The organism is Stenotrophomonas sp. FW305-3-2-15-E-LB1, assembly GCF_058787375.1.
In genome coordinates, this window is record NZ_JBYSZR010000002.1 from 300,444 (window position 1) to 313,525 (window position 13,082).

At 67.9% G+C, this 13,082-nt stretch carries 12 protein-coding genes; 10 read left to right on the plus strand and 2 right to left on the minus strand.

Annotated elements, in window-relative coordinates; all coding sequences use genetic code 11:
* The first annotated feature begins 76 nt into the window (after positions 1-76).
* From paoA to AC3WL7_RS03110, 5 genes are read left to right on the plus strand one after another with little or no spacing between them, the layout of a single operon-like run.
* Positions 77-724 carry an aldehyde dehydrogenase iron-sulfur subunit PaoA gene (gene paoA, locus AC3WL7_RS03090; RefSeq protein ID WP_108746761.1) on the plus strand — a complete coding sequence of 216 codons (648 nt, stop codon included), beginning with the start codon at positions 77-79 and terminating at the stop codon, positions 722-724.
* Complete coding sequence (locus AC3WL7_RS03095; RefSeq protein WP_492749276.1) at positions 721-1,677, plus strand: FAD binding domain-containing protein; 957 nt, start codon at positions 721-723, stop codon at positions 1,675-1,677. The genes paoA and AC3WL7_RS03095 overlap by 4 nt, the downstream gene beginning before the upstream one ends.
* On the plus strand, positions 1,674-3,875 hold the full coding sequence (paoC, locus tag AC3WL7_RS03100) for an aldehyde oxidoreductase molybdenum-binding subunit PaoC (protein ID WP_492749277.1): 2,202 nt from the start codon (positions 1,674-1,676) through the stop codon (positions 3,873-3,875). The genes AC3WL7_RS03095 and paoC overlap by 4 nt, the downstream gene beginning before the upstream one ends.
* Positions 3,872-4,861, plus strand: coding sequence for an XdhC family protein (locus AC3WL7_RS03105; RefSeq protein WP_492749278.1), 990 nt, complete (start codon positions 3,872-3,874; stop codon positions 4,859-4,861). Before paoC ends, AC3WL7_RS03105 begins: the two co-directional genes overlap by 4 nt.
* Positions 4,828-5,454, plus strand: a complete 627-nt coding sequence (locus AC3WL7_RS03110) for a nucleotidyltransferase family protein (protein ID WP_492749279.1) — start codon at positions 4,828-4,830, stop codon at positions 5,452-5,454. Before AC3WL7_RS03105 ends, AC3WL7_RS03110 begins: the two co-directional genes overlap by 34 nt.
* A gap of 550 nt (positions 5,455-6,004) precedes the next feature.
* Here AC3WL7_RS03110 and AC3WL7_RS03115 read toward each other — a convergent pair.
* Entirely contained in the window at positions 6,005-6,778 is a 774-nt protein-coding gene (locus AC3WL7_RS03115) for a CHAD domain-containing protein (protein WP_492749280.1), read from the minus strand.
* 211 nt (positions 6,779-6,989) lie between these two features.
* Here AC3WL7_RS03115 and AC3WL7_RS03120 point away from each other — a divergent pair, with 211 nt between their 5' ends.
* From AC3WL7_RS03120 to AC3WL7_RS03135, 4 genes are all read left to right on the plus strand, one after another.
* Entirely contained in the window at positions 6,990-7,649 is a 660-nt protein-coding gene (locus AC3WL7_RS03120; RefSeq protein WP_492749281.1) for an AprI/Inh family metalloprotease inhibitor, read from the plus strand.
* A gap of 69 nt (positions 7,650-7,718) precedes the next feature.
* Complete coding sequence (locus AC3WL7_RS03125) at positions 7,719-8,669, plus strand: cation diffusion facilitator family transporter (RefSeq protein ID WP_079222015.1); 951 nt, start codon at positions 7,719-7,721, stop codon at positions 8,667-8,669.
* Between the two features lie 113 nt (positions 8,670-8,782).
* Positions 8,783-10,528 (plus strand): sensor domain-containing diguanylate cyclase, encoded by a 1,746-nt coding sequence (locus AC3WL7_RS03130; protein WP_492749282.1) that lies wholly within the window; start codon positions 8,783-8,785, stop codon positions 10,526-10,528.
* A gap of 67 nt (positions 10,529-10,595) precedes the next feature.
* On the plus strand, positions 10,596-10,895 hold the full coding sequence (locus tag AC3WL7_RS03135) for a hypothetical protein (protein WP_492749283.1): 300 nt from the start codon (positions 10,596-10,598) through the stop codon (positions 10,893-10,895).
* A 15-nt stretch (positions 10,896-10,910) separates the two neighbouring features.
* Here AC3WL7_RS03135 and AC3WL7_RS03140 read toward each other — a convergent pair whose 3' ends face one another.
* A complete protein-coding gene (locus AC3WL7_RS03140) occupies positions 10,911-12,020 on the minus strand; it encodes a DNA glycosylase AlkZ-like family protein (RefSeq protein WP_492749284.1) in 1,110 nt (369 codons plus the stop codon).
* Between the two features lie 81 nt (positions 12,021-12,101).
* On the opposite strand from AC3WL7_RS03140, the gene pip reads away from it, so the two are divergent.
* Positions 12,102-13,058 carry a prolyl aminopeptidase gene (gene pip, locus AC3WL7_RS03145; RefSeq protein WP_492749285.1) on the plus strand — a complete coding sequence of 319 codons (957 nt, stop codon included), beginning with the start codon at positions 12,102-12,104 and terminating at the stop codon, positions 13,056-13,058.
* The last annotated feature ends 24 nt before the right edge of the window (positions 13,059-13,082 follow it).

Here is a 13,082-nt window from a genome sequence, read left to right on the forward strand (position 1 = left end):
CTTCACCACCCGCCCACCGCAGCGCGGCCATGCTGACACGCAATCCCGTCAGCCGACTGCAGCCAGCGGAGTCACGATGAATCCCCCTTCCAAGCTTCCGCTCACGCGGCGCGACATGCTCAAGCTCAGTGCGGGCTCGGCCACCACCATGGCCATGCCCGCCGCTGTCGCCGCCGCCGCCGAGCCCGATCGTTCCGCGGCACGTGCCCCGGTCACCTCGCAGGTAGCATTCAAGGTGAACGGTGCGAACCGCTCACTGCTGCTTGATACCCGCGTCACCCTGCTGGATGCGCTGCGTGAGCACCTGCAGCTGACCGGCACCAAGAAAGGCTGCGACCACGGGCAGTGCGGTGCCTGCACCGTGCTGGTGGACGGCCGCCGCATCAATGCATGCCTGACCCTGGCCGTGATGCATGAGGGCGCCAGCATCACCACCATCGAGGGCATGGGATCACCCGGCAACCTCAGCGACATGCAGGCCGCCTTCGTCAAGCATGATGGGTTCCAGTGCGGGTACTGCACGCCGGGCCAGATCTGCTCGGCCGTTGCGGTGCTGGACGAAATCGAGCGCGGTGTCCCCAGCCACGTCACTGCACGCCTGGACGCGCCTGCGGCACTGACACCTGAAGAGATCCGCGAGCGGATGAGCGGCAATATCTGCCGCTGCGGCGCGTACTCCAACATCATCGACGCGATCCAGGATGCGGCAGGGAAGCGCTCATGAGGGCCTTCACCTATGAACGCCCCAGCAGCGCGGCCGACGCCATTGCCGCCGCCACACGCGCGCCGGGCGCACGCTTCATCGCCGGGGGCACCAACCTGCTGGACCTGATGAAGCTGGAAGTGGAAACACCGACGCATCTGATCGATGTGAACGGGCTGGACATGGACGGCATCGAAGCGACGGCCGATGGCGGCCTCCGGATCGGTGCACTCGTGCGCAATACCGACCTGGCCGCAGACGCACGCGTCCGCCGCGATTACGCGTTGCTGACCCGGGCGCTGGTGTCGGGCGCCTCGGGGCAGCTGCGCAACAAGGCAACCACGGCAGGCAATCTGCTGCAACGCACGCGCTGCCCCTACTTCTACGATACGGCCCAGGCCTGCAACAAGCGCCTGCCAGGCAGCGGCTGTGCCGCAGTGGAAGGCGCAAGCCGGCAGCTGGCGATCATCGGTGGCAGCGCAGACTGCATCGCCACGCATCCCAGCGACATGGCCGTGGCGATGATGGCATTGGGCGCGTCGGTGGAGACACTGCGTGCCGACGGCGCCCGTCGGCTCATTGCGCTGGATGCCCTGTACCGCCCACCAGGAGCAACGCCACACCTGGAGACAACGCTGCTGCGAGGCGAGCTGATCCAGGCGGTGATCCTGCCACCCCCGGCAGGTGGCACCCATGTCTATCGGAAAGTGCGTGACCGCGCATCCTACGCGTTCGCGCTTGTTTCGGTTGCTGCCATCGTGCAGGCCGATGGCAGCGGACGCGTCGCGCTGGGCGGCGTGGCCTACAAACCATGGCGCAGCGACGCCGCCGACGCCGCACTGCCGCAGGGAGCCTCGGCCGTCATGTCGTCGCTGTTGCTGGGTGCGGCACCGACCGGCCAGAACCACTTCAAGGCGGTACTGGCCGAACGCACGCTGGCATCCATCCTGCAGGACCTGAGGGCGCGCGCATGAAGTTCAATACGCCTGCTGGCACCAATCCCATCGATGCAGAGAAGATCGTCGGGCAACCGCACCCGCGCATCGACGGTCCATTGAAGGTCTCCGGAAAGGCGACCTACGCATACGAATGGCATGACGCAGTGCCCGAGACACCGGCCTACGGCGTGGTGGTCGGTGCAGGGATCGCCGCCGGAGCCGTCGCCTCACTGGATCTTGAGCCCGCTCGCCGCTCACCAGGCGTGCTGGCCATCGTCACTGCCGACAATGCCGGACCGCTGCAGCGCGTGAAGCGCAACGCCGCGCCGCTGCTCGGCGGCCCGACGATCAGCCACTACCACCAGGCGCTGGCGGTGGTGGTTGCCGAGACCTTCGAGCAGGCACGCGCGGCGGCCGCCAAGGTCCGCGTGCGCTACGCACCGCGGCACGGTTCATTCGACCTGGCTGCGGCCCGCAAGGATGAGTCGTCATTGAAGACTCCCGAGCCCGATGCCCGGGTGGGCGACTTCGAAAAGGCGTTCCAGCAGGCCGACATCACTCTCGATGCGACGTATCACACCCCTGACCAGTCACACGCCATGATGGAGCCGCATGCAACGCTGGCGGCATGGGACGGTGACCACCTGACCGTGTGGACGTCCAACCAGATGATCGACTGGGGCCGGACGGACCTGGCCAGGACCCTGGGCATACCCAAGGACAACGTCCGCCTGGTATCGCCGTACATTGGCGGAGGCTTTGGCGGAAAGCTGTTCCTGCGCTCCGATGCCCTGCTCGCAGCGCTGGCGGCGCGTGTGGCGAAGCGACCGGTCAAGGTAGCGCTGCAGCGCCCGCTGGTCGCCAACAACACCACCCACCGCCCGGCCACCATCCAGCGCATCCGGCTGGGCGCGTCTCCGAACGGAACGTTGACCGCCATCGGACACGAATCGTGGTCAGGCAACCTGGCGGGCGGCTCGCCTGAGGAAGCCGTGCAGCAGACCCGCTTCCTGTACGCCGGCGCGCACCGGCTGGCCGCCATGCGATTGGCCGCACTGGATCTGCCCGAAGGCAACGCGATGCGCGCGCCCGGCGAGACGCCCGGGCTGATGGCGCTGGAAATCGCCATGGATGAGATGGCAGAGAAGGTCGGGCTGGATCCGATCGAGTTCCGCATCCGCAACGACACCCAGGTCGACCCCAGCGATCCGTCACGGCCATTTTCGCAGCGCCAGCTGGTGCAGTGCCTGCAATCCGGTGCCTCGCGCTTCGGCTGGCAGCGTCGCAACGCTACCCCTGCAACCAGCCGCGATGGACGCTGGCTGGTCGGCATGGGTGTGGCCGCCGGCTTCCGCAACAATCTGGTGATGAAGTCCGGCGCGCGCGTGCGTCTCTCCACTGATGGCCGCGTGACCGTCGAGACCGACATGACCGATATCGGCACTGGCAGTTACACCATCATCGGCCAGACCGCCGCCGAGATGCTGGGCGTCCCCCTGGAGCAGGTCACGGTGAAGCTGGGCGACTCGCGCTTTCCGGTTGCCGCCGGCTCTGGCGGCCAATGGGGTGCGAACAGTTCAACTGCTGGTGTCTACGCGGCCTGCATGGCATTGCGGACCAAGGTTGCCAGCGCGCTGGAAGTGGATCCGTCCGTGGCACGGTTCGAGGATGGCCATGTCATCGCTGGGCAACGACGGGCTGCCTTGACGGAGGCGACCCGCAGCGGCGAACTGGTTGCCGAGGACAGCATCGAGTTTGACACGCTGCAGGAGAAATTCCAGCAATCCACCTTCGCTGCGCATTTCGTCGAGGTCGGCGTTGATGTCGCGACGGGCGAAACGCGCATCCGGCGGATGCTGGCCGTCTGCGCTGCGGGACGCATCCTGAATCCCACGACGGCACGCAGCCAGGTCATCGGCGCGATGACGATGGGCATCGGCGCTGCGCTGTCGGAGGAACTGATCGTCGACCCGCGCCTGGGCTTCTTCGTCAACCATGACCTTGCCGGCTACGAAGTTCCCGTGCATGCCGATGTGCCTCACCAGGAGGTCGTGTTCCTCGACGAGGCAGATGCGGTGTCATCCCCGATGAAAGCCAAGGGCGTCGGTGAGCTGGGTCTGTGTGGTGTCAGTGCCGCCATCGCCAACGCCGTCTACAACGCAACCGGTGTACGGGTCAGGAACTATCCACTGACGCTGGACAAGCTGCTCGCAGGCCTGCCGGACCTCGCATGACAACGGCGCTTTTCCCCGCACCCCTGGACCTTGAAACGGGCAATGCACGGCCCGTGCTGCGTGCTGCTGCCGATGCCGCGCGCATGCGCTCTCCGGCGGTGCTGGCCATCGTGGTGCAGACCGAGGGCTCGACCTACAGCCGTGCGGGGACCTGCGTGTTGTTTGCCGGCGACGAACAGATCGGCTGGCTCAGTGGCGGCTGCCTCGAGCCGGAACTCGCACGTGCGGCCTGCAGGGTTGCAGCGGAAGGACGCGTCACCTGGGTAAAGATTGATACCCGCGATGATGCGGCGCTGTTCTCCGGCAACGCCGTGGGCTGTCGCGGCTGCCAGTGGATCGCACTGCTGCCGTTGCACCGGTTGCCGGGCCTGGCAGGCTGCCTGGATGTCTGGCTGCAGGGCCGTGACAGCCTGCACCTGTCCCTGGCGACCGCAGGTCGTATCGACGGTCGCTGTGCTGGATCTTCGTTCAGCATCCAACTGCCGGTGCTCGACAGCGACGAGGCCATCGACACCCGCGCGTGGCGCCTGCAGTGGCACCGTCCACCGCTGGTACAGCTGCATGGCGCCGGACCTGAGGCCGCGACGCTGGTGCCAATGCTGGAAGACCAGGGCTGGCTGATACAGATCGTGGAGCCGCGCAGTGCGTGGCAGGCGCGCCTACCGTCGCTGCAGCAGAAGCACGAGGCACAAGCAGACCACCCGGTGGATGCAGCGCTGGTCATGCACCACAACTTCGAGCTGGACCTCGATGCGTTGCGGTTGCTTTCCCGATCAAGAATCCCTTTCATCGGACTGCTGGGCCCTCGCCAGCGCAGGGAGGATCTGTTCAAGGTGCTGGACGCGGATACGCGCGCCGCACTGCACTCCCGGCTGCGCTCACCCATCGGCCTCGCACTGGGCGGACGGGGGCCTGAAGCCATCGCCCTGAGCATCACCGCCCAGCTGCAGGCATGGCGGCATGGCAGCGCACTGGGCAATACGTGAGCGGCCACGCGGCCGTAGTGCTCGCCGCCGGGCTGAGCCGTCGCCTGGGCCGGCCCAAGCAGTGGTTGCAGGTCGAAGGCGAATCATTGTTGCGGCGTGCGGCGCGGCTGGCCTCTGAAACAGATCCGGATGTCCTGATCGTCGTGACGCCGCAGGGCCCCGCTTTCGGTTCGGAACTGAGCGGACTGCGCGCCGTCCAGGTGGAGAATCCCGCGCCCGCGCTGGGCATCGGCAGCAGTCTCCGGCTGGCAGCGCCGCACCTCGGCACCGCCCGCCACGTGCTGGTCCTGGTCTGTGACCAGCCCCGCCTCCATGCAGCACATCTTCGCGCCCTGCTCGCGGCTGCGGCCAGCACGCCGTGCCGCTGCGCTGCCACGCTGGAAGGCGGCGTGCCGGGCTCGCCGGCTGTCGTCCCCGCCACATGGTTCAACGGACTGCCGGAGAGCGGTGGTGACCGCGGTTTCGGTCGCCGCCTGCGGCAGACCCCGGGCGTCGCCCTCTGCATCAGCGACACGTCCCTTCGTGACATCGACGACGCGGACGATCTGCGCGCCGCGCTCGCCGCAGGATGGATCGACACGCCGCCGGAATGAGGACCGGTAGCGCCGGGCCGCGCCCGGCGAGCGCAGCGGCACCTGACGCCATCCGCCAGGCATGGCCTGGCGCTACCAAGGCTGCGTCGAACCCTTCGCTACCGCCGCAATGACGATCGGTAGCGCCGGGCCATACCCGGCGACCGCAGCGGCCCCCGATGCCATCCGCCAGGCATGGCCTGGCGCTACCACGGCTGCGTGGATCTCCTTGCTACCAACGCAATGAGGACCGGTAGCGCCGGGCCACGCCCGGCGAGCGCAGCGGCCCCTGATGGCATCCGCCAGGCATGGCTTGGCGCTACCACGGCTGCGTGGATCCCTTCGCTACCGACGCAAGGACGACTGGTAGCGCCGGGCCACGCCCGGCGAGCGCAGCGGCCCCTGATGGCATCCGCCAGGCATGGTCTGGCGCTACCTCGGCTGCGTGGATCCCTTCGCTACCGACGCAAGGACGACCGGTAGCGCCGGGCCACGCCCGGCGAGCGCAGCGGCACCTGATGTCCTTCGCCAGGCATGGCCTGGCGCCACCAAGGCCGCGTCCAACCCACGGCTACCCTGCCTGCTGCGCGCTGCGCAGCTGCTCGAGCAGGCGCGCCTTGCCATGAGCGGCCGGCATCGCCCTGACCAGGTTGTGCAGCAGCTGCAGATCCTGCTGCTGCCCCAGTACATCACTGAGCCGGTGCAGGGCCTTCGCATCGCCACCCGACGCTTGCCGTTTCCCAGCGTGCAGATGCAGTGCGTGTGCCACGTCCAGCTGCATGCGCAGGCGGCGGACCTTGCGCCGCCAGCGATGAATCGCCTCGGCCCCGCCATCGTCGCTCGCACGCTGGGCGGCCTTTTCGGCCCGCCGTTGGCTGCGCTCCAGGTTGCTGCGCAGCGCTGAACGCCGCAGCTTCCCCCAAGGCTGCTTCGCAAGCTGCTCCTGCACGATCCTCACGCGGCGCAACCGCCGCTCGAACCCGGGATCGCGCTGCAGGCTCTGCTGCAGCAGCCGGTCGCGGCGCTGGGTGAGCCGGGCGATGATGGCCGGCCACGCGTCTGCGGCATGGCTGTCCTGCAGGTAGACCGCAGCCTGCACCACCACCTGGGCATCGCGCAGGTCCGACAGGCTGTCGCCGAGGCGCTGCAGGCGCCGGTCCGCGTCCTCCAGGTCCAGCGCCGGATGCTGCACCCGGCCAAGCAGCGCCCGCAGGCGGCGGATCGCCTTGCGCGCCGCGTGGATCGAGGCGTGCGGATCATCCATGGACGACAGGGCCGCGGTGATGGCCCGGCACTCCTGCAGTGCCCGTTGCCGCATGGCCTGGCCTGGTTCTGCTGCGGACATCGGGGCCTGCCCCGCTGGGGTGGGCATGCAGTGTATCCCCCGCCACGGACAGCCCTGTTCACGATGCGCTGGCCGCCGCCCCGCCAGGCCTCTACCTGCACACGGCCCTCACGCCGCCGCCGTCCGGCCGGCGCTATGCTCCGCCGGCGCGGCAGGCTGCCGCCCCACACGCAGATCAGCGGTTCCAGCGTTCTCCAACGAGGATTCGACGATGGCCAAGCTCTTCCCGCACCACGGGCTGCTGGCGCTGTGCAGCCTTGCCCTCCCCGCCACCGCCATGGCCCAGGACGCATCGTTCGGCTTTGGCCAGGACACGACCAGCACGCAGACCACCAGCAGCTCGCAGACCACGACGACCACCCAGACGAACAACGGCACGGGCCAGGACGACAGCGGCGACCCGACCCAGTCCAATACGGACTTCGGCAATATGGGCTCGATGACCACCGAGACCACCACGACCGGCAACGCGCACTCGGCGTCGCGCAGCCGCAGTTCCGGCGCCGAGGTGGACATCGGCTACCACGACGACAACCGCGACGACTGGGGCAGCGACCGCCACCATGGCGGCTGGTCGGTGCGCGACAGCGATCTGTTTGGTGACTGGACCCTGGGCCAGGAAAACGGCTCCAGCTGCACCATCACGCTGAAGGACAGCCAATGGTTCGGCGGCTATGGCGCGTGGGTGCCGGCCGGCTGCCCCGATGGCTTCTTTTCGGTCAACCGCTGGCTGCTGTCCGGCAACCAGCTGCTGCTGACCGACACCAACAATCAGGTCATCGCGCGCTTCCGTCCCAGCGGTGGCGGACGCTGGTCGGGCCGGCGCGAATCGGACGGAACCCGCATCTACCTCAACCCGAGGCAGCGCTGAGCGAGACGTATACGCGGCACGGACACCCCCCATCGCACCATGGGGTGTCCGTTACATCTGCCCCCTCACATGGCCGCTCCCACGGGCTCACGCCTGGTCGTCTACGCCGCACTGTTCGGCAACCTCGCCATCGCCATCGCCAAGTTCATCGCTGCCGGCATCTCCGGCAGCTCGGCCATGCTGAGCGAGGGCGTCCATTCGCTGGTCGACACGCTGAACGAAATCCTGCTGCTGTACGGCCTGCACCGTGCGGAGAAGTCTCCCGACACACTGCACCCCTTCGGTTACGGGCGTGAGCTGTATTTCTGGAGCTTCATCGTCGCCCTGCTGGTGTTCGCCGCCGGTGCGGGCGTATCGGCGTACGAAGGCATCCAGCACATCCGCCACCCGCAGCCGGCCACGAACCATGGCCTCAGCTACACGGTACTGGGCGTATCGCTGCTGTTCGAGGGCACGTCGTGGTACATCGCCCTGCGCGAGTTCCGCCGCAGCAAGGGGCGCATGGGCTACTTCGAAGCCTTCCGGCGCAGCAAGGATCCCTCCACGTTCACCGTACTGCTGGAAGACAGCGCCGCGCTGCTGGGCCTGGGTTTCGCCCTGGCCGGCCTGCTGGCCGCGCAGCTGCTGGACATGCCCGTGCTCGATGGCGTGGCCTCCCTGTGCATCGCGGCCGTGCTCGCCGTGACCGCTTTCCTGCTGGCGCGGGAAACCAAGGGCCTGCTGGTGGGCGAGCCGGCGCACCCGGCGGTGGCGCAGCGGATCATGGCCGTGGCGGTCACTGATCCTGACCTGCTGCGTGCCAACGGCGTGACGACCATGCAGATGGGGCCCGAGCAGGTGGTGGCGATGCTCAGCGCGGAGTTCGAGGACGACCGGCGCACGCCGCAGATCGAAGCCTGCATCACCCGTATCGAGACGGCGGTCAAGGACGAATTTCCCGAACTGGTGGCACTGTTCGTCAAGCCGCAGACCCCGGAAGTCTTTGCTGCACGCCAGGCGGCGCTGAAGCAGAACAACTGAGACAGCGGCAGCCTGCATCACACGGGCATCACCCGGGAACGCACGATGCTAACCCCTGCCCCATTAGCGTGGGGCCTGCCCCGCCCTTCCCGACAGAAGCCAGCGCGCCAGTTATGGATGAAGCTTCCAGACTCTGTGAGATCGACCGCCTGGGCGTGCTCGACACGCCCTCAGAACCCGTCTTCGATGCCATCGTCGCCGCCGCCCAGGCTGCGACCGGCATGCCGATGGGGCTGATTTCCATCGTTGCCGAGCACCGGCAATGGTTCAAGGCCAACATCGGCCTGCCCAACACCAGCGAAACCCCGCGCGACATTTCGTTCTGCACGCATGCCATCGAGCGCGACGCGCTGATGGAGATTCCCGATGCGCGCCAGGACCCGCTGTTCGCGGCCAATCCGCTGGTCACCGGCGGCCCACGCATACGCCACTACGCGGGCATCCCGCTGGGCACCGCGCATGGCGCCCGCATCGGCACCCTGTGCCTGCTCGATACGATGCCCGGCGTGCTCTCGCCCTCGCAGCGCGAACTGATGGTGCACCTGGGCCGGGTGACCACCCAGGTCCTGGAACAGCGCGCCGCGCTGCTGCAGAAGGTCGACCAGGCCCAGCACCTGCACAGCGACCTCAAGCGCAGCGAGGATTTCCTCGAACGTACCAACACTGCCGCCAAGGTGGGCGGCTGGGAACTGGACCTGACCAGCAACGAGGTGCGCTGGACCCGCGAGACCAAGCAGATCCACGGCGTGCGCGCCAGCTACCAGCCATCCCTGGACAGCGCCCTGTCCTTCTACCGCGACGACAGCCGCGCCATCATCGAGGCCTCGGTCAAGCGCTGCGTCGAGGCCGGCACGCCCTGGGAAGTGCAGTTGCCGATGACCACCGCCGATGGCCGTGCGATCTGGACCCGCGTGGTCGGCAGCCGCCAGCAGGTGGAGGGACGGCCACGCCTGGTCGGCGCCATCCAGGACATCACCGAGGAACGCGCGGTGCTGGATGCGCTGGAAGCCAGCGAAGTGCGCTACCGGCGCCTGTTCCACTACAGCCTGGGCCTGATCTGCACGCACACGCTGGACGGCACGCTCACCTCGGTGAATCCAGCTGCGGTGCAGTCGCTGGGCTTTCCCGAAAGCCAGATGGTCGGCCGCAGCCTGTGCGACCTGATGCCGCCGGAGAAGCGCGATGCTTTCAAGGCCTACCTGGCGCGGATCGAGAGCAACCATACCGATGCCGGTGTCATCGAGCTGATCGCGGCCGATGGCAGCCGCCGCTACTGGGCCTACAACAACGTGCTGGACAGCGAGGCGCATCCACCGTTCGTGCTCGGCCACGCCCAGGACGTCACCGCGCTGCGGCAGCAGGAAGAACGCCTGCGCGAACTGTCCCAGCGCGACCCGCTGACCCTGTGCCACAACCGCCGCTACCTGCACCGGCTGGAACAGCTGGAAACCGAATCCTGGGCCTGCGTGGTGTTCGACCTGGATCATTTCAAGCAGGTCAACGATACCCAGGGCCATCGCCGCGGCGACGCCATCCTGGTGGAGTTCGCTGCGTTCCTGCGCTCGCCGCTGGGGGCAGGCGAAAGCGAGGTCCGGCTCGGCGGCGACGAGTTCATGGTGGTGTTGATCCAGCCGGGCCGCGAGCGCCTGCAGGCCCTGCTGGACTGGTATGAGGTCAATGCCGGGCTGGCCCCGATCGCGTTCTCGATGGGTGCGGCCACGCATGCCCGCGGCGAGGTGGTGGCCGACACCATCCATCGCGCCGACAACAGCCTGTACAGCACCCGCGAACGGGTGCGCCGGCGCAAGCGGGAGGATGATCCCGTGATGCCTGCGGGATCCACGTCCACATCCGATTGAGCCTCCCATCACACCTTGCAGCCGGCGCTGCAGGCACCCTGAAGGCAGGTTTTACGGAGGCAGTGCCATGCCCAATACCGGTCGATTTTTCGTATTGGCCCTTGATGCAGACAGGGATCCGGCAGGCACCATCGTGCAGATCCGTTCGATGGCGCTGCGCTGCGAAGCCTGCGGTGAAGTCACCCGCACCGAGGGCACGCAGATCGCGCGCCTGAGCGGGGGCACCGTGCTTGCCTGCGCCCACTGCGGCGCGAAGCAGGCCGTGGCCAATGCACGGCTGGAAGAGTGCGATCACGTAATTGCGGTCGCATCACCTGCCACTGCCTCGGCCAGTGCTCTGCCTCTGCCTGGCCGAGGGCGCGGCTGACACCGGCGGCGCCGCTCAGGGCGCGCCGCTGGGCCCGAGCAGGAAGTCGCTCATGCGCTGCAGTTCGTCATCCAGCGCATTGCGGAATGCGACCTCGGGCGGCGCCTTGCCGCTAGCGTAGCCGAACGCAGGCTGCAGGCCGCCGTCGCGCACGCTGATGTTGGCCCAGCCGATCACCTGGTCACGCCACAGCAATGGCAGTGCGTAGTAGCCGAAGCGGCGCTTGGGCGCAGGCGTATAGGCCTCGAACTTGTACACCCACCCCCACAGCAGCTCGAAGCGCCGGCGATCCCAGGTGACCGGATCGAAGGGCGCCAGCAGGCGCACCTGCTCATCCACCTGGAAGTGCCGCGAACGCGGATTTTCTTCGACCGGCCAATACCAGGTCGTGCCATCGACAACGGTACTGGCCAGTGCCTGCCGGGCATCACGCAATGCCTGCTGCAGCGGCGCAGCCAGGTGCGGCGCGCCATAACCGAGCAGGCGCACGAGATAGGTCAGGCTGGCGGCAGGCAATGGCGCGTAGGTGCGCACCACCAGGTCGATGAGTGCGGCCGCCCGCAGCGCCTGTGCAGCGGCCCCGGCATCCGCCAGCGGGTGCTCGGCGATGCTGTAGATGCGGGTACCACTATCACGCCGCTGCACGCGCAACATGCCGCGGTAGTGCATGCCATCGAGCAGGTGCGTGCTGGCATTGCTGGTGCCGCCCCAATAGTTGGTCACCCGCCCATGGGCAAAGGCCTGGTCCACCTCGCGCGGGTGGACACTGCCGCGCGCCTGCACGAATTCCAGCACTTCGGCCGCCCGGCGCCGGGTGGCGGCGTCCCATACCCGCTTGGATACCCGCGGGTGCATCAACGCCAGGTGCTCGCGCGGCAGGAACCCATAATTGACCAGGCAGTCTTCCTCCACCGGCAGCCGCGCATAGCGCCGCTCCAGGTCACCGGCCCGGTAGCCCTTCACCCGGTGGCGCAGGATCAGGTCCTGGGCGCGGGCCGGTGCCCGTATGGGATCCGCCTGCACGAACCCGAGGCGACGGATCGCCGCCAGCAGGGTGGTCGGCGTGAACAGCGTGCGCGCCACTGCATGGCGGCGCAGGTCATCAAGGCTGGGCATGGCAGGCATAGCGCATTGTAGGGTCGCGCGCGCTCGACTGGCATTGAAAAAGCCAACTATGCTTGCCATTCCCGCAAGTGAGGCAACGCCATGCGCACGCTCTATCCCTCGATCACGCCCTACCGCGAGCACCGCCTCGCCGTGGATGCGCTGCACACGCTGCATCTGGAGGAGTGTGGCAACCCCGATGGCATCCCCGTCGTGTTCCTGCATGGCGGACCGGGGGCAGGCGTCTCGCCTACGCATCGACGCTTCTTCGACCCGGCGCGCTACCGCATCGTGTTGATCGACCAGCGCGGCTGCGGACGCTCCACTCCTTTCGGCGAGCTGCGCGACAACACCACCGCGCACCTGGTGCAGGACATCGAGCGTGTGCGCGCACACCTGGGCATCGAGCGCTGGCTGGTGTTCGGCGGCTCCTGGGGGTCCACCCTGGCGCTGGCCTATGCGCAGGCCCATCCCGAGCGTGCGAGCGGCGTGATCGTGCGCGGTGTGTATCTGGGCCGCGCGGAGGAGAACGCCTGGTTCAACCAGGCCGACGGCGGTGCGCGCTGGATCTTCCCCGAACGCTGGGCGCGCTACGAGGCGCATATTCCTGAAGAAGAGCGTGGCGACCTGATTGCTGCGTACTGGAAGCGGCTGGACAGCCCTGACCCACAGACGCAGATCGCCGCCGCCATGGCCTGGCTGGGCTGGGAGGACAACGCCGCCACCCTGGTGCATGACGCTGATGCGGTCTCCGACGCCGATCCGCTCGACACGCTGGCCAAGGCACGCATCGAGGCCCATTACTTCCGCCACAACGCGTTTCTTGAACATGGGCAACTGCTGCGTGGGGTTGATCGCATCCGTCACCTGCCCGGGGTGATCGTGCAGGGGCGCTACGACATCATCTGCCCGGCACGCAGCGCCTGGGATCTCGCCTGCGCCTGGCCGGAGGCCCGGCTGGAGATGGTGTTGTCCGGGCACAGCGCCACCGAACCCGCCACGACCGATGCACTGGTGCGCGCGACGGACGCATTCGCGGATCGTTCCGCGCACTTGTAGATCCACGCCACGCGTGGATGCCAT

Coding starts and splice junctions, on each gene's coding strand:
- paoA (WP_108746761.1), top strand. CDS start 77: ATGAATCCCCCTTCCAAGCTTCCGCTCACGCGGCGCGACATGCTCAAG.
- AC3WL7_RS03095 (WP_492749276.1), top strand. CDS start 721: ATGAGGGCCTTCACCTATGAACGCCCCAGCAGCGCGGCCGACGCCATT.
- paoC (WP_492749277.1), top strand. CDS start 1,674: ATGAAGTTCAATACGCCTGCTGGCACCAATCCCATCGATGCAGAGAAG.
- AC3WL7_RS03105 (WP_492749278.1), top strand. CDS start 3,872: ATGACAACGGCGCTTTTCCCCGCACCCCTGGACCTTGAAACGGGCAAT.
- AC3WL7_RS03110 (WP_492749279.1), top strand. CDS start 4,828: ATGGCGGCATGGCAGCGCACTGGGCAATACGTGAGCGGCCACGCGGCC.
- AC3WL7_RS03115 (WP_492749280.1), bottom strand. CDS start 6,778: ATGTCCGCAGCAGAACCAGGCCAGGCCATGCGGCAACGGGCACTGCAG.
- AC3WL7_RS03120 (WP_492749281.1), top strand. CDS start 6,990: ATGGCCAAGCTCTTCCCGCACCACGGGCTGCTGGCGCTGTGCAGCCTT.
- AC3WL7_RS03125 (WP_079222015.1), top strand. CDS start 7,719: ATGGCCGCTCCCACGGGCTCACGCCTGGTCGTCTACGCCGCACTGTTC.
- AC3WL7_RS03130 (WP_492749282.1), top strand. CDS start 8,783: ATGGATGAAGCTTCCAGACTCTGTGAGATCGACCGCCTGGGCGTGCTC.
- AC3WL7_RS03135 (WP_492749283.1), top strand. CDS start 10,596: ATGCCCAATACCGGTCGATTTTTCGTATTGGCCCTTGATGCAGACAGG.
- AC3WL7_RS03140 (WP_492749284.1), bottom strand. CDS start 12,020: ATGCCTGCCATGCCCAGCCTTGATGACCTGCGCCGCCATGCAGTGGCG.
- pip (WP_492749285.1), top strand. CDS start 12,102: ATGCGCACGCTCTATCCCTCGATCACGCCCTACCGCGAGCACCGCCTC.